Below are 15,833 nucleotides of genomic sequence, written 5' to 3' on the forward strand. Positions count from 1 at the left end.
AACGGATGAAACTTGTCAAACGCTCCGATAGTGTGAGCAAAGAAACCAATCAGCTAGGTGTGTCTCGTCGCGCCTTCATGAAAAACACTTCACTTGCTGCTGGTGGCGCGGTTGTAGGCGCAAGCCTATTTGCACCGGGCATGATGAAGAAAGCACAGGCTAAATCAGTCGACCCAGAAGCGAAAACAGAAGTAAAACGTACTATCTGTTCTCACTGTTCTGTAGGTTGTGGTATCTACGCTGAAGTTCAAAATGGTGTATGGACGGGTCAAGAGCCTGCTTTCGATCACCCATTTAACGCTGGTGGACACTGTGCGAAAGGTGCAGCACTACGTGAGCATGGCCACGGTGAACGTCGTCTTAAGTACCCAATGAAATTGGAAGGCGGTAAGTGGAAGAAGCTTTCTTGGGAACAAGCGATTGAAGAAATCGGCAACAAGGCGCTAGAACTTCGTAAAGAATCTGGCCCTGACTCTGTTTACTTCTTAGGTAGTGCAAAACACAGTAACGAGCAAGCTTACGCATTCCGTAAGATGGCGTCTTTGTGGGGAACAAACAACGTTGACCACCAAGCGCGTATTTGTCACTCAACCACAGTAGCCGGTGTTGCAAACACTTGGGGTTACGGTGCGATGACAAACTCGTTCAATGACATGCACAACTGTAAATCAATGCTATTCATTGGCTCGAACCCTGCAGAAGCTCACCCGGTTGCGATGCAACACATCCTGATCGCGAAAGAGAAAAACAACTGTAAGATCGTGGTTGCGGATCCTCGTCGTACACGTACTGCTGCGAAATCTGATCACTATGTTTCTCTTCGTCCGGGTTCAGATGTTGCCTTCATTTGGGGCATCTTATGGCATGTATTTGGAAACCAATGGGAAGACAAAGAGTTCATTCGCCAACGTGTATTCGGCATGGAGGAAATCCGTGAAGAAGTGGCGAAATGGAACCCAGCAGAAGTTGAGCGTGTGACTGGTGTAAGCGAAGAAGACGTTTACCAAACTGCGAAACTACTTTCTGAAAACCGCCCGGGTTGTATTGTTTGGTGTATGGGTGGTACTCAACATACTACCGGTAACAACAACACTCGTGCTTACTGTGTACTTGAGCTTGCGCTCGGTAACATCGGTAAATCAGGCGGCGGTGCAAACATTTTCCGTGGACACGATAACGTACAAGGCGCAACTGACCTTGGCGTACTGTCTGACACACTTCCGGGCTACTACGGTCTGTCTGAAGGTTCTTGGCGCCACTGGTCTAAAGTCTGGGAAGTTGACTTTGATTGGGTCAAGGGACGCTTTGACGACAACGCATACGGCGGTCAAAAACCAATGAACAGTGCAGGTATTCCTGTCTCTCGTTGGGTTGATGGTGTACTTGAAAACAAAGACAACATCCGTCAGCGCGAAAACATCCGTGCCATGTTCTACTGGGGTCACGCGGTGAACTCTCAGACTCGTGGTCCTGAGATGAAGAAAGCGATGCAGAAGCTGGATATGATGGTTATCGTTGACCCATACCCAACAGTAGCAGCAGTAATGAACGATCGTACTGACGGCGTTTACTTACTTCCTGCGACAACTCAATTTGAAACCTACGGCAGTGTAACGGCATCAAACCGTTCTCTACAGTGGCGTGACAAAGTGGTTGAGCCTCTGTTCGAATCTAAACCTGACCATGAAATCATGTACCTTCTTTCTAAGAAGCTTGGTTTCTCTGATCAGCTGTTCAAAAACATCCGTGTTGAAAACAACGAACCGCTTATCGAAGACATTACTCGTGAATTCAACAAGGGTATGTGGACGATCGGTTACACAGGTCAAAGCCCTGAGCGTTTGAAAGAACACCAACAGAACTGGCACACGTTCCACAAAACAACGCTTGCTGCAGAAGGCGGCCCAGCAAATGGTGAGACTTACGGTCTGCCGTGGCCATGTTGGGGCAACCCAGAAATGAAACACCCGGGTACGCACATCCTTTACGATACGTCTAAACCGGTAGCAGAGGGCGGCGGTAACTTCCGTACTCGTTTCGGTGTGGAGTTCGAAGGTCAAAGTATCTTGGCGGAAGACAGCTACTCGAAAGGCAGCGAAATCAAAGACGGCTACCCAGAATTCAGTGACAAACTTCTGAAGCAACTGGGTTGGTGGGATGACCTAACCGCAGAAGAGAAAGCTTCAGCGGAAGGTAAGAACTGGAAGACTGACGTTTCTGGTGGTATCCAACGTGTGGCTATCAAGCATGGTTGTATCCCGTTTGGTAATGCAAAAGCGCGTGCGATTGTTTGGACATTCCCAGACCGCGTACCTCTACACCGTGAGCCACTTTACACGCCGCGTCGTGATCTTGTTGCTGATTACCCAACTTGGGACGACAAAGAAGCGATTTTCCGTGTTCCTACGTTGTATAAGTCAATTCAAGACCAAGACAAATCTGCTGAATACCCAATTATTTTGACTTCTGGTCGTCTGGTTGAGTACGAAGGTGGTGGTGAAGAGACACGTTCAAACCCATGGCTAGCAGAACTTCAACAAGAGATGTTTGTTGAAGTGAACCCGAAAGACGCAAACGACATTGGCTTCAAAGATGGTGATGATGTTTGGGTTGAGGGTGCTGAGAAAGGCCGAATCAAGGTGAAAGCGATGGTTACTCGTCGTGTTAAACCGGGGTTAGCGTTCTTGCCGTTCCACTTCGGTGGTAAGTTCGAAGGCGAAGATTTGCGTTCTAAGTACCCAGAAGGCACTGATCCTTACGTTATTGGCGAAGCAGCCAATACAGCAACCACATATGGTTACGACCCTGTCACGTTGATGCAGGAAACGAAAGTAACCCTTTGTAATATTCGTAAAGCGTAAGGAGTCTTAAAATGGCTAGAATGAAATTTCTTTGTGACACCAAACGTTGTATCGAATGTAACGGTTGTGTCACTGCATGTAAGAACGAAAATGATGATGCTCTGGAATGGGGTATTCAACGTCGCCGCGTTGTGACACTGAACGACGGTGAGCCGGGTGAAAACTCTATCTCAGTCGCATGTATGCACTGTACTGATGCCCCTTGTATGGCAGTTTGCCCAGCAGACTGTTTTGAACATACAGAAGACGGCATCGTACTTCACAATAAAGATCTATGTATCGGTTGTGGTTACTGCTTGTTTGCTTGTCCGTTTGGCGCACCTCAATTCCCTAAACAGGAAGCCTTTGGTGAGCGCGGTAAAATGGACAAATGTACCTTCTGTGCTGGCGGCCCTGAAACAGAACCAGGTTCTGTGGAAGAGCGTCAGAAGTACGGTGCGAACCGTATTGCTGAAGGCAAGCTACCAATGTGTGCTTCGCTTTGTTCAACAAAAGCGCTGCTTGCAGGTGATGCTGAGCAAGTCTCTGATATCTTCCGTCAGCGTGTTGTAGAACGTGGTGCGAAAGGTGCTGGTTGGACAGACGGCAACGACCTTTCTTACGATGCGATGAAGAGCTAGTTAGGAGAGACATATGCTTACAATGTTTAAGCGTCTCTTCCTTGTTGTGCTGCCGATGTTGGCAGCACTAACAATGCTGTCTCCTTTGAGTCATGCATCTGAGACGAACTCATCACAAACCCAATCGAGCTCTGCTGAAAGAGAAATCACACAACTTGCTGGCGCTGATTTTTGGCGACAAGTAAGAAACGGTGAGGAAGGTTACACCACATCTCAATCGGCTGAACACGGTGTGTTGATCAGTACTCCGGGTCAAACGTGGTACATATTGAAAGAGAAGTGGATGTCGCCAGCAGGTGCCGTCGCTATCTTTGGCAGTATTGCTTTCGTGACTTTGATGTACGTTGTGATTGGCCCATTAATGCTGAGTGCGCCAAGAACTGGCCGTAAGATCAAACGTTGGTCTCGACTGGATCGTGCGTTGCACTGGAGCATGGCGTTTACTTTCTTAACGCTCGCGTTCAGTGGTTTGATGTTGGTTTACGGCAAGCACTTTTTGAAGCCGTACATTCCAACTGACCTTTGGGGCTTTATCGTTCTATTGGCGAAGCAATACCACAACTACATCGGCCCGATTTTCTATGTGCTGTTGATGGCTGTTCTGATCAAGTGGTGGCGCAAGTCGATATTCAAAATGGTCGATATCCAGTGGTTCATCAAACTGGGCGGCATGGTAGGGAAACACAAAGGTTCTCATCCATCTGCAGAGTTTTCGAACGCGGGTGAAAAAGCGCTATTTTGGCTGCTTATCGTTATGGGCAGTGTCGCTGCGATCAGTGGCTTGGTGTTAGATTTCCCAATCTTTGGCCAAACACGACGTGATATGGAGCTTTCGAACTTAGTTCACATGCTTGCTGCTCTGATCCTTATCTGTGGTTTTGTGTTCCACATCTATATTGGCTTGTTCGGTATGGAAGGCGCACTAGAAGGTATGGTAACAGGCGAAGTCGATGAAACCTGGGCTAAGGAACACCATGACCTTTGGTACAAAGAAGTGATGGAACAAGAGAAAAACGGCGTTGAACAAAGCGCTAACGCAGCAACAGAGAAAACGGAAGGGGTGAATAAGAATGAACAAACCTCATAAGGGTATTTGGGTTGCTTACATTCTAAGCTGCTTTACACCATTGACTTGTCTTCTCTCTGGTGTGATTGCCATTATCTACGCGGGCTATCGTTTAGATAAAGGCGAAGACGGCGAAGTCGTGGATACCCATTACTACGGCTTGATTCGCTCGTTCTTCTTGAACCTGACGTTCTTTGTTGTGCTTATCGTCACAGTAGCGACCTCTAACGGCGTGTTAATTGGTGTGAACGATTACTGGTATCAAAACCATATTATCGATGACATCGCTTACTACATTCCATATGTGGGCATGTTATTTGGTGGCGTGGCGATTGTGGTGTGGTTTATTCGTATGTATCAAGGTATGCAACGTTTAAGTCAAAACCTACCGCAAAACCCGACAACAGGTCCAAACCTTTAAGCGTTTATATGTAAGTCGTTTGGGTTACCAAACTCGATAATAACGCCTTTGTCGATGAGTTAACTCTAATCAGCGAAAGACATTAAAAGCCCAGTGATTCATTTCTCTGGGCTTTTTGTCGTTTGGTCGCTAGGTAACTGATCTAATGCCCTACAATGACCGCATCAATATGGTGCAACTCCCTCAATTGGTGCAATCAGCTATCGAATATTTTCTCTCTCTGAGAACCAATAAAGTGCACCTAAGAAATTAACCACAAAGAATCAATAACTTAAAATCAAACTCTGTTGCACGTTTTTTTGCGTAACCAAGTTGGAACGCATCTTGCGTTTACTGTTGAGTCTTTAATTAATTACGACATCAATTCGCACGGTTCTAGTGCAATTGAGACAAAGCTAAGGGAGAGAGCTTTAATGAGTCAAACGGTTAACCAAGTTCATAGCGCAGTACAGAGCTTGACGCAGAGTTCGGATACTCTGTTTTTATTATTAGGCGCGATCATGGTCTTCTTAATGCATGCTGGTTTTGCATTTTTGGAAGTAGGTACAGTTAGAAAGAAGAACCAAGTTAATGCGTTGGTTAAGATCCTCTCGGACTTTGGAGTCTCCGCCATTGCTTACTTCTTTATCGGTTACTGGGTCGCTTACGGTGCGCACTTTTTTGCCGACGCAGAAACGCTATCGCAAGGGAATGGATACGAGCTGGTTAAGTTTTTCTTCCTAATGACCTTTGCCGCAGCAATCCCTGCGATTGTATCCGGTGGTATTGCAGAACGTGCACGTTTCTACCCAATCTTGATTGCAACACTGTTTACCGTTGGATTCATCTACCCGTTTTTTGAAGGCATCATCTGGAACGGTAATTTTGGCTTCCAAGATTGGCTAGAAGGTCAGTTTGGCTATGGTTTCCATGACTTCGCGGGTTCTGTTGTGGTTCATGGTGTTGGCGGCTGGATTGCATTGGTCGCGGTTTACTTCCTTGGCATGCGTAAAGGCAGAATCCGTGCAGGTAAACACACCAACTTCGCACCATCGAACATTCCTTTCTTAGCATTAGGTTCTTGGATCTTATGTGTGGGTTGGTTTGGCTTCAACGTGATGTCTGCTCAAGCAATCAACGGCATCAGTGGACTCGTTGCAATGAACTCATTGATGGCGATGGTCGGCGGTATTCTTGCGGCTTTAGTCGCAGGTAAAAATGACCCAGGCTTTATTCATAATGGTCCTTTGGCTGGTCTCGTGGCGATTTGTGCTGGTTCAGATTTAATGCACCCACTTGGCGCACTGGTAACAGGCGGCGTAGCTGGCGCATTATTCGTTTACTTGTTCACTTACATGCAGAACAAAACACAGATAGATGATGTGCTAGGTGTGTGGCCTCTACACGGTGTATGTGGTGCATGGGGCGGCATTGCAGCAGGTGTCTTCGGTCAGCAAGCATTCTGGGGGCTAGGGGGCGTAAGCTTCACTGCTCAGGTGATTGGTACGCTAGCAGGGATTACGGTAGCTTTAATCGGTGCATTGGTTGTCTACGGTGTGTTGAGCAAAGTAACTGGTCTAAGGTTAAGTGAAGAAGATGAGTTTAATGGCGCGGATCTTTCTATCCATAAAATCTCATCAATCAACGAAGACTGATCACGGTGCAATAGATACACATCAAGCGGCTTCGGCCGCTTTTTTTGTGCCTATCTCATTTCTGAACAGGAGATATCGAGCGAGTTATGTCACAAATAACCAATGAATTCAGTTGGCTAAGACTATGGTCTAATCCCTAAAACTATTGTTGGAATTTGAACAGTGCTAAGCTGTTACAAAGTGACATATCTAAAAGGACGTTATATGCATTTCCCATACAGAAATATCGTAATTCTTACTGGTGCCGGAATCTCAGCGGAGTCGGGGATACAAACATTTCGAGCACAAGACGGATTATGGGAAAACCATAAAATCGAAGATGTCGCGACACCTGAAGGTTTTGCAAAAGATCCAGATTTGGTGCAAGAATTCTACAATAAGCGTCGTCATGGCTTACAAAGCGAAAGCATCCTGCCAAATTCAGCCCATAAGGCGCTAGGAGAGCTTGAAGACAAGCTCGACGGCAAAGTAACAATCATCACTCAAAACATCGACAACCTTCATGAGCGCGGTGGCAGCAGCAATATCATCCACATGCACGGCGAGCTATTGAAAGCGCGATGCAGCGAATCCAATCAGGTTATCGAACATAAAGACAATATCGAAACCGGTGAGCTTTGTCATTGCTGCCAGATCCCAGCTCAAATGCGTCCTCATATTGTTTGGTTTGGCGAAATGCCGCTAAGAATGGGTGACATCTATTCTGCATTAGAAGACGCGGACTTATTTATCTCGATCGGTACGTCAGGTGTGGTTTATCCAGCGGCCGGTTTTGTACATGACGCTAGAATGCATGGCGCGCATACAATTGAAATCAACCTCGAGCCGAGTGCGGTTGAAAGTGAGTTTGAAGAGAAACGCTACGGCAAAGCCAGTATTGAAGTGCCGAAATTAGTCGGTGAGCTGTTGTCCGTAGAGAAGGGCTCTTTAACCGCTTAAACTCGATACAGAGCTTTTGATCGAGCTTAGCCAAAAGGCAAATACGCGTCTGACTGCAAGCAAGTTAGATGGGTATTTGCTTTTTTTGTTGATGAAGACTTTTGTTCATAGCGACAAATAGCGGCCTCTTAAAATCTTAACTCACTGAAGATCGGGAACTAACATCGACTGAACGCTGCGCTTTTTTCATTTCGTACATCGCCTTATCTGACTTATCAAGCGCCTGTTGAAAGTTCTCTTGGCAAGTGACTTCGATACCGTAAGAAAAGGAAATATTTTCTCCGTGAAGTAGATTGTTGACTTGGCTGACAAACTCACCACCACGACCTAGCTGCGCTGTTGCAACAAACTCATCACCGCCTACTCGAAACACCATTTCATCTTCCAATACCGCTTGGGTTAATGCCTGTGAGAAACGAACAATCATTAAATCTCCAACTTTATGGCCTTTACGATCGTTCACCGCTTTTAAGCCATCCAAATCGAAATAGATGAGTTCGAATTCTTTCAATTTAATCGCATCAAACTTCTTACGGTTATACAAACCTGTCAGTTCATCTTGCTTGCTTTGATCTTTTAATTGAGTCGTCAGCTCAGTAATGCCGTAGGCAATAAGTAAGAAGGCTATTTGTAATAAACCGTCTTCAAGAAAGGTGTCGAGTAGTTCGTTTCTGTCTGCCCACTCATCGAGATGTTTGAGCTCCGTGGTCACATCATAAAATAGGTTGAAAATAAGCAGTAGGGCGCCGTAACGAAGGACTTTGTGAGGGCGAATGGCGTGACGAGCAACGTAGTAGATGTACATGGTAATCACGAGCGTATTTGTTTCAAAAAACAGGTCGTAATTTGACTCTATATGTATAAACGAACTCAGGCCAAGCATCAAGAGAGACGCAAGAAGCATCAGAGTCACAACCAATAATATCGGGTTCGCTGGCATATTATAACGCACTCCATGTCGTTTAATGCCATCCTATATAAAGTATAGATAAAAATAAAGCGGCTTACGCCGCTTTATTAATCAGTCAGTAACAATCTAGTTGTTTACTTTAAGTTTTTGGAAGTACTCGTCATAAATGACGCTCGCTTCACCAACTTCATCTTGCCAAACGCCGTTATCCATCACTGATTGTGGTGGGAAAACGTTCTTATCTTCAGCAAATTCTTTAGGAAGAAGAGGGTAAGCCGTTTTAACTGGCGTCGGGTAACCGATCTCTAAAGCAATCTTAGCTGCGTTTTCAGGGCGAAGAAGGAAGTCGATCATCTTATGTGCCGCTTCAGTGTTCTTAGCGCCAGCTGGAATCGCTAGGCTGTCCATCCAGAAGATAGCGCCTTTCTCTGGCCAGATGATGTCAATCGTTGCACCTTCTTGGCGTGCCATGTAAGCAGAGCCATTCCAAAGCATACCAAGAGACACTTCACCCGCTAGGTAAGGGTTCGCTGGGAAATCTGAGTTAAACACCAATACGTTTGGCATCAGCTTACGAAGTTCTTCGTACGCTTCTTTGATTTCTTCAGGGTTTGTTGTGTTTGGAGAGTAACCTAGTTTAGACAGTGCGATATGGAAAACTTCACGAGAGTCATCCATCATCATCAGTTGACCTTCCCATTGTGTATCCCACAGATCGCCCCAGTTTTTAATTGAAGACTTGTCTAGCATATCTGAGTTGATACCAATACCCGTTGCGCCCCAGATGTATGGGATCGAGTAGTTGTTGTTTGGGTCAAATGGCTTATCTAAGTAATTTGGGTCCAAATCTGCAAAGTGGCTTAGCTTAGTTTTATCAAGCTCTTGAAGCATGCCTTCTTTACGCATCTTAGAAACGAAGTAAGTAGAAGGAACCACTAAGTCGTAACCCGTACCTTGAGTTTTTAACTTAGCGTACATGCTTTCGTTAGACTCATAAGTTGAGTAATAGACTTTAATGCCAGTCTCTTCTGTGAAGTCTTCTAGTACTTCATTTGGAATATATTCAGACCAGTTGTAAAAATACAGTTCTTGGTCAGCTGCGAAAGAGGGTGTAGAAAGTAAAGTAGCAGCACACAATGCGCCGGTATACAGTGTTTTTTTCATTACTGTTCCGTTCATTTGTTTGATTTGGAGCTGGGTATTGAACCCAAAGTAAATGGATTTCTAAAAATCGCGCTAAATTATAGCAGTGATATAACAAAATAGGCAGCCTAAGCTGCCTATTCATTGATATTCTTATTTTTAACTTGTTGATTACCTAACTAGACTTGTTAAGTAAACCAGTTACTAGCCTCTGTTGATCAGAGCAATTAGATAACGAACTCACTTACTGACCGGCTTTAAGCTTCATGAAGTAATCTTCGTACTTCACTGTCTTATCGCCAACCGCAGCTTGCCATTCCACACGGTCAAGGTCTTCTTGTGATGGGAACAAAGCAGGGCTGTCTTTGAACTTCTCGTTAGACGCTTTAACTGCCGTTAGGTAGCCTGTGTCACGAGAGATTTGCTCTGCGATTTCTGGGCGAAGTAGGAAGTCAATCATCTTATGAGCCGCTTCTACGTTTACTGCGCCAGAACTGATAGCAAAGTTATCAACCCAACCGATGCCGCCTTCTTTAGGGAAAACCAGTTTAATCGGCAGACCTTCATTTTGCGCTGCAGCAGCAGAACCGTTCCAAAGCATACCAAGACCGACTTCACCAGACATGTATGGCGCACCAGGGTTATCAGAGTTAAACACAAGAACGTTCGGCATCAGCTTACGCAGCTCAGCGTAGGCTTCGTCGATTTCTTTCTCGTTCGTCGTGTTACCTGAGTAACCTAACTTACGCAGTGCGATGTGGAACACTTCACGTGTGTCGTCCATCATCATCAGTTGACCTTCAAGTTCAGGCTTCCATAAATCTGCCCAGCTTTGGAAATCTTCTGGATCGTACATGTCTGTGTTAACAGCCAAACCAGTAATAGCAACTACGTGCGGAATAGAGTAGTCGTTATTAGGGTCGTACGGCTTATCTAGGTAGTTTGTATCTAGATTGGCAAAATTGTTTAGCTTAGTTTTGTCGATCTTTTGAAGCATGCCTTCGTCGCGCATTTTAGACACGAAGTAGGTTGAAGGAACCACAAGGTCGTAACCTTTATTGTGCGTTTTCAATTTTGCGTACAAAGTTTCATTCGACTCGTAAGTCGAGTAAATCACTTTGATGCCCGTTTCATCCGTGAACTGTTCTAAGATCTCACTATTGATGTAAGGTCCCCAGTTCATGAATACCAATTCTTTGTCATCTTTTGCAAACGATGGTGCAGATAACATTGAAAGCGCACATGCACTACCAGCTAATAGAGTAGCCCATTTTTTCATTGACGTTAGCTCCAAACTAAACGTTGCCTAAAGGCAGTAGATAGAAAAACAGAATGGCAATTTACCATTCTGTTTATGATTAACACTTTTGTTAAACTTGAATCTTATCAAGTCCGTCTCAGTAAAGAGTAGGAGACTTACTTGATTTTCTCTCTCGCTAACAACTGAGAAATAATCACCAGTATTAACGACACCACTAACATCACTGTTGCTAGGGCATTGACCTCTGGAGATATACCGACTTTAACCATCGAGTAAATCTTCAGTGGTAATATTTCGTAGGTTGGCCCTGTAACAAAAGAGCTGATGATCACATCGTCCAAAGACAGGGTGAAGCTCAATAACCAACCCGCAGCAACCGCTGGCTTAGCAAGAGGCAGGATGATCTGTTTTAGAATCGTCCACTCACTTGCACCTAAGTCTTTTGCGGCTTCTAGCATCTTCACATCAAAGCCATTCAAGCGACTGTAGACCGTGACAACAACAAACGGCAGACAGAAAGTAATATGCGCTGCAAGTAGGGTAAAGAACCCAAGTTGCACACCCATTACCAAGAATAGCGCAAGAAGCGAAATCGCCATTACGATATCTGGTGACATCATCACGATGAACAACATGCCATTGACGATGCCTTTACCTTTAAATTGGTAACGGAATAGGGCAACAGCAGTAAGGCTTCCGACAATCGTTGCGGCAGTTGCTGAGAACACCGCTACGTTGATCGAGTGCCACGCAGCCTGCATGAGGCTGTCGTTGTTAATCAGCGCGTCATACCACTTGGTGGTAAAGCCCCCCCATTTCATACCGAATTTATTGGCATTAAATGAGTTTGCAATCAATACGATAATAGGTAGGTATAGAAAAGCGTATACCAGCGCCATAAAGCTGAACTTAACTGTGCGACCCATTAGTCTAGCTCCACTTTCTTATTCAATAACTTGCCTGCACGGTAGTAGGCATAAAGCATCACGGCCATAGCGGTAGTCAGTGCAATACTGGTTGCTGCGCCAAACGGCCAATCACGAGCATTGAGTACTTGGCTCTTAATGACGTTACCGATCAATAAGTTCTTAGCACCGCCCAACAAGTCTGAAATGTAGAACATGCCAAGCGCAGGGAGCAATACAAGTAAGCAACCGCCGATAATGCCAGGCATCGTTAGCGGTAAAACAACCTTCAATAGCGTTTGAAGTTTGTTCGCACCTAAATCTTTAGCCGCTTCTAAATAAGTATCGTCTAGCTTTTCGATCGCTGAGTACAACGGCAAAATCATGAACGGAAGTAGGATATACACTAAACCGATCATGACTGCCGTTTCTGAATACATAATACGAAGTGGCTTATCGATAATGTCTAACGCCAACAAGCCTTTGTTCAACACACCTTGAGTACCCAGAACCACTTTTAATCCGTAAGTACGAATCAAAGAGTTAGTCCAGAATGGTACAATTACTAGGAACAACATGATTGGACGCCACTTCGCAGGCATTTTTGCCACGATGTAAGCGAACGGGTAACCAATAATTAAACAAAGTAGGGTTGCGACAATTGCCATATAGAAAGAGTGCATCAACACTTTAAAATACAGCGGGTCAGCCAAACGCACGTAGTTATCGAGAGTGAAGGTCATCTCGATCAAGTTCGCTTCATCACGAGTTAGAAAGCTAGTACCTATGATCATGATGTTTGGAATCATCACGAACAGCACTAACCAACCTGTGATTAAAGCAACAATCGCGTTTTGTAAATTAAACTTCTTGCTCATCTTCTAACACCACTTCCCAGCTCTCAACCCAAGTTACTGCAACTTTTTGGCCCAGTGAGTGATCAACATCAGGGTCATCTTCGTTGAAGAATTCGCTAACCATGACACGCATACCTGATTCAAGTTCTACGACTGAATCTAATGTCATGCCTTTGTAGGTTCGCTCGACAATGTGGCCAACAATACCGCTTTGGTCCGACTCTTTAATTTCTTCGATACGAAGATCTTCAGGGCGAAGTAGTACTTGCAGTTTTTGACCCGGTGTTACGTCTTTATCGTGATAGATAATTGACTCTTCACCTTCGATTGTCGCAACAATGCGCTTTTCATCTTGACGAGATTTCGCTGTCGCTTCGAATACGTTAATTTCACCAATGAAACGAGCAACAAATAAGTTCTTAGGCTCTTCGTAGATTTCTCTTGGTGTTCCGTCTTGTTCAATCACGCCATCTCGCATAACAATAATACGGTCAGACATAGACAATGCTTCTTCTTGGTCATGCGTTACAAAGATGAACGTGATACCAAGTTGGCGTTGCAGTTGTTTAAGCTCGATTTGCATCTGTTTACGTAGTTTGTAATCAAGAGCAGAGAGAGACTCATCCAACAAAAGAACCTTAGGCTTATTAACGACAGCACGAGCGATTGCGATACGTTGCTGTTGACCACCGGATAGCTGGTGTGGCTTTCGTTGTGCCATTTGTTCTAGGCGCACCATTTTTAAAGCATCCATTACACGAGGTTCAATCTCAGTGTTTGGCACTTTCTGCATGCGTAAACCAAATGCCACATTGTCGAAAACGGTCATATGTGGGAATAGGGCATAGCTTTGGAATACAGTGTTAACATGCCTTTGCTCAGCAGGAACTTGGGTTACATTCTGTTGGGCTAATAGTATTTCACCACTATCTGCCGTTTCAAACCCTGCAATCATTCTTAGTACCGTAGTTTTACCACAACCGGACGGGCCTAATATCGTGAGAAACTCACCATGATTTACGTTTAGATCAAGATTGCCGATGACTTCCTTACCATCGAAACTTTTACTAATGCCAGTTAACTGTACGACTGGCTTTCCTACTGATTTTTTAGCGTTCAACGTCTGTTTTTCTCCACCTTGGTTCTATTTGAGACCTGTTGCTATACACTTTTAAGGCGCGCATGATAATCACCAAAAACGTGAATTCAAAGCATTTTTTACCATTCGAAGACAAAAAATTTCGCAGGTAAAACTAAACATCCTTTACCATACTGTTATTTATTGGGTTTACACCTTAATAAGTGTCTAATTATTAACCATTAAGACGCAAAAGCAAGCCTTGTTACAGATTCATATTTTAGTTTGTGTCCGACATATGAGTATAATGAAGGTAATTTTTTATCAATAAGTTAGGTGGCTTCAAGCAATTGAGCACACCTAGGTATCAATATGAACAACGACATCGAAAAAGATTTTAATTTGGGCGGTAGTATCGACCGTGCACTTTCCGGCGATTATGAGCTCAAAGCAACGGCTGTATTCCAAGAAGCATGGAAACATACGGTAAGTCACTTTCTTTCGTTTTCTCCTGCGATCGTTGCATTGATGTTCGTGCAACTGGCTATTTTTTACATCGCATTGAAATTACAACTTGGTGATCCGGCAGTCATTTTAGATGCCGTTATCGACCCTGAGGCATTTACGCCACAAATCGTTGAATCGATTTTCATCGCTAACTTTAGCTATGAAGTGGTGAGTGCGCCTATCTATGCGGGCATCAGCCTAATGGCAATGAGCCACGCTGCAGGTTTGCACACCAAAACTCGTCATATTGGTAAAGGCCTACAATTTACCGTACCGGTTATCTTGGTGACTTTGTTCAGTTTAATGCTGCAAGGTATCGCAGGAATGCTATTACCGTTTCTTTCTATCTACTTTTCATTGGCTTTCAGCCATTCAATCCTATTGATTTGTGATAAGAAAGTTCCGCCAATGCAATCACTGTTGCTTTCACTACGAGCAGTAAATAAGAAAATCTTCACCGTTGCATCTATTTATCTATTAGTAATGTTGATGTTTATCGTCGCTGCGATGATGTACGGCATTGGCTTGATCTTCGTTTTACCATTCTTCTTCCACGTGAAAGGCATTCTTTACCGCGAAATGTTTGGTATTAAGTTAAAAGTTATTGCGTCAGATCGACCAAATAACGATGACGATCATAACGACAGCAGCAATGGCGACAATAATAACGGCGGCAACAACAGTAACGATGGTAACAAAAACAAAAACCCTCAGGTGTTCGATGCGTAATAATGTCAAAGGCAGCGCAAGTAAATCTCTTGCGCTAAAGGTTACTGCACTGGCGATCGTGGGTTCTATCTCACTGGTTGGCCCTTACATTTACCAAGAAGAAGAGCGCCGACGCTCGGCAGACCAAAGTTCAAATACATCAAGTGAGTTTGGTGATTTGACCGTCGCTTCAGATCGTCCAAATTTTGCTGCTATTGAAGATGTGAACAAGAAAAAAGAGACCTTCTTTTCTTACCTCCGTCCTAGCATCAACATCGAGAACAAGCGAATTACCAAAGAGCGTGCGTTTTTAAACAAGATCTCTGAATCAGGCATTACGAATATTGATTCAGAAGACGTGTCGTATGCGAAAAGGCTAGGGAAGTTATACAGCTTGCCAGTGCCATCTTCAGGGTTAGATCAAGCTTGGCTTGCGGAAATGCTTAGTCGCGTAAATGTACTACCAGAGGCGCTTGTATTAACACAGGCTGCTAATGAATCGGCTTGGGGTACATCTCGCTTTGCTACTAAAGCCAACAACTATTTCGGACATTGGTGTTACACCAAAGGTTGTGGTCTGGTTCCGCTACAACGTAACGAAGGCAGTTCGCATGAAGTGGCTACATTCTCTTCAAGCCAAGAATCAGTTCATCGTTACTTCATGAACTTGAATCGTAACCGTGCTTATGCCGACTTAAGAGCGATTCGAGCAAAACTGGCTACTCAGGGCGACGATTTGTTAACCACTGAATCTGCGACAGAGCTAACCAACGGCTTACTAAAATATTCTGAGCGAGGTTCAGACTATGTGACTGATTTACAAGCTATGATCCGTCACAACGAGGTATACTGGAAAAAGTAACTCGATTTGGTCTCAGTTTGGTTAACCACGAAAGTAAGTTATTATCCAAACGACATCACAC

At 44.4% G+C, this 15,833-nt stretch carries 14 protein-coding genes; 8 read left to right on the forward strand and 6 right to left on the reverse strand.

Annotated elements, in window-relative coordinates:
• Positions 1 to 5 precede the first annotated feature (5 nt).
• The 6 genes from AC3CKG_RS08245 to cobB all read left to right on the forward strand — a co-directional run bounded on the left by AC3CKG_RS08245 (position 6) and on the right by cobB (position 7,541).
• A complete protein-coding gene (locus AC3CKG_RS08245) occupies positions 6 to 2,861 on the forward strand; it encodes a formate dehydrogenase subunit alpha (protein ID WP_065103416.1) in 2,856 nt (951 codons plus the stop codon).
• Positions 2,862 to 2,872: 11 nt separating this feature from the next.
• A complete protein-coding gene (gene fdh3B, locus AC3CKG_RS08250; protein WP_010440854.1) occupies positions 2,873 to 3,481 on the forward strand; it encodes a formate dehydrogenase FDH3 subunit beta in 609 nt (202 codons plus the stop codon).
• 13 nt (positions 3,482 to 3,494) lie between these two features.
• Positions 3,495 to 4,568: a formate dehydrogenase subunit gamma gene (locus tag AC3CKG_RS08255; protein ID WP_372280721.1), complete on the forward strand. Its 1,074-nt coding sequence runs from the start codon at positions 3,495 to 3,497 to the stop codon at positions 4,566 to 4,568.
• Entirely contained in the window at positions 4,552 to 4,968 is a 417-nt protein-coding gene (locus AC3CKG_RS08260; protein WP_012603930.1) for a hypothetical protein, read from the forward strand. The genes AC3CKG_RS08255 and AC3CKG_RS08260 overlap by 17 nt, the downstream gene beginning before the upstream one ends.
• 413 nt (positions 4,969 to 5,381) lie before the next feature.
• Entirely contained in the window at positions 5,382 to 6,602 is a 1,221-nt protein-coding gene (locus AC3CKG_RS08265) for an ammonium transporter (protein WP_488529207.1), read from the forward strand.
• 204 nt (positions 6,603 to 6,806) lie between these two features.
• The gene (cobB, locus tag AC3CKG_RS08270; protein ID WP_017112085.1) at positions 6,807 to 7,541 is read left to right on the forward strand and encodes a Sir2 family NAD+-dependent deacetylase; all 735 of its coding nucleotides are present in this window, start codon (positions 6,807 to 6,809) and stop codon (positions 7,539 to 7,541) included.
• Positions 7,542 to 7,677: 136 nt separating this feature from the next.
• On the opposite strand, the gene AC3CKG_RS08275 is transcribed toward cobB, so the two are convergent.
• The 6 genes from AC3CKG_RS08275 to potA all read right to left on the reverse strand — a co-directional run bounded on the left by AC3CKG_RS08275 (position 7,678) and on the right by potA (position 13,737).
• Positions 7,678 to 8,493 (reverse strand): GGDEF domain-containing protein, encoded by an 816-nt coding sequence (locus AC3CKG_RS08275; protein ID WP_488529208.1) that lies wholly within the window; start codon positions 8,491 to 8,493, stop codon positions 7,678 to 7,680.
• 84 nt (positions 8,494 to 8,577) lie between these two features.
• Positions 8,578 to 9,615, reverse strand: a complete 1,038-nt coding sequence (locus tag AC3CKG_RS08280; protein ID WP_029223699.1) for an extracellular solute-binding protein — start codon at positions 9,613 to 9,615, stop codon at positions 8,578 to 8,580.
• A gap of 223 nt (positions 9,616 to 9,838) precedes the next feature.
• A complete protein-coding gene (locus AC3CKG_RS08285) occupies positions 9,839 to 10,873 on the reverse strand; it encodes an extracellular solute-binding protein (RefSeq protein WP_017112087.1) in 1,035 nt (344 codons plus the stop codon).
• A 137-nt stretch (positions 10,874 to 11,010) separates the two neighbouring features.
• On the reverse strand, positions 11,011 to 11,781 hold the full coding sequence (gene potC, locus AC3CKG_RS08290; RefSeq protein WP_004733706.1) for a spermidine/putrescine ABC transporter permease PotC: 771 nt from the start codon (positions 11,779 to 11,781) through the stop codon (positions 11,011 to 11,013).
• A complete protein-coding gene (potB, locus tag AC3CKG_RS08295) occupies positions 11,781 to 12,638 on the reverse strand; it encodes a spermidine/putrescine ABC transporter permease PotB (protein ID WP_060467661.1) in 858 nt (285 codons plus the stop codon). Before potB ends, potC begins: the two co-directional genes overlap by 1 nt.
• A complete protein-coding gene (gene potA / locus AC3CKG_RS08300; RefSeq protein WP_017107110.1) occupies positions 12,622 to 13,737 on the reverse strand; it encodes a spermidine/putrescine ABC transporter ATP-binding protein PotA in 1,116 nt (371 codons plus the stop codon). The genes potB and potA overlap by 17 nt, the downstream gene beginning before the upstream one ends.
• A 330-nt stretch (positions 13,738 to 14,067) precedes the next feature.
• Between potA and AC3CKG_RS08305 the strand changes: the two genes are divergently transcribed.
• Entirely contained in the window at positions 14,068 to 14,931 is an 864-nt protein-coding gene (locus tag AC3CKG_RS08305) for a DUF2189 domain-containing protein (RefSeq protein ID WP_102311104.1), read from the forward strand.
• Positions 14,924 to 15,772, forward strand: a complete 849-nt coding sequence (locus tag AC3CKG_RS08310) for a glucosaminidase domain-containing protein (RefSeq protein ID WP_488529209.1) — start codon at positions 14,924 to 14,926, stop codon at positions 15,770 to 15,772. The genes AC3CKG_RS08305 and AC3CKG_RS08310 overlap by 8 nt, the downstream gene beginning before the upstream one ends.
• The last annotated feature ends 61 nt before the right edge of the window (positions 15,773 to 15,833 follow it).

The organism is Vibrio sp. QJM3NY_15 (assembly GCF_057785995.1).

Coding starts and splice junctions, on each gene's coding strand:
- AC3CKG_RS08245 (WP_065103416.1), top strand. CDS start 6: ATGAAACTTGTCAAACGCTCCGATAGTGTGAGCAAAGAAACCAATCAG.
- fdh3B (WP_010440854.1), top strand. CDS start 2,873: ATGGCTAGAATGAAATTTCTTTGTGACACCAAACGTTGTATCGAATGT.
- AC3CKG_RS08255 (WP_372280721.1), top strand. CDS start 3,495: ATGCTTACAATGTTTAAGCGTCTCTTCCTTGTTGTGCTGCCGATGTTG.
- AC3CKG_RS08260 (WP_012603930.1), top strand. CDS start 4,552: ATGAACAAACCTCATAAGGGTATTTGGGTTGCTTACATTCTAAGCTGC.
- AC3CKG_RS08265 (WP_488529207.1), top strand. CDS start 5,382: ATGAGTCAAACGGTTAACCAAGTTCATAGCGCAGTACAGAGCTTGACG.
- cobB (WP_017112085.1), top strand. CDS start 6,807: ATGCATTTCCCATACAGAAATATCGTAATTCTTACTGGTGCCGGAATC.
- AC3CKG_RS08280 (WP_029223699.1), bottom strand. CDS start 9,615: ATGAAAAAAACACTGTATACCGGCGCATTGTGTGCTGCTACTTTACTT.
- AC3CKG_RS08285 (WP_017112087.1), bottom strand. CDS start 10,873: ATGAAAAAATGGGCTACTCTATTAGCTGGTAGTGCATGTGCGCTTTCA.
- potC (WP_004733706.1), bottom strand. CDS start 11,781: ATGGGTCGCACAGTTAAGTTCAGCTTTATGGCGCTGGTATACGCTTTT.
- potB (WP_060467661.1), bottom strand. CDS start 12,638: ATGAGCAAGAAGTTTAATTTACAAAACGCGATTGTTGCTTTAATCACA.
- AC3CKG_RS08305 (WP_102311104.1), top strand. CDS start 14,068: ATGAACAACGACATCGAAAAAGATTTTAATTTGGGCGGTAGTATCGAC.
- AC3CKG_RS08310 (WP_488529209.1), top strand. CDS start 14,924: ATGCGTAATAATGTCAAAGGCAGCGCAAGTAAATCTCTTGCGCTAAAG.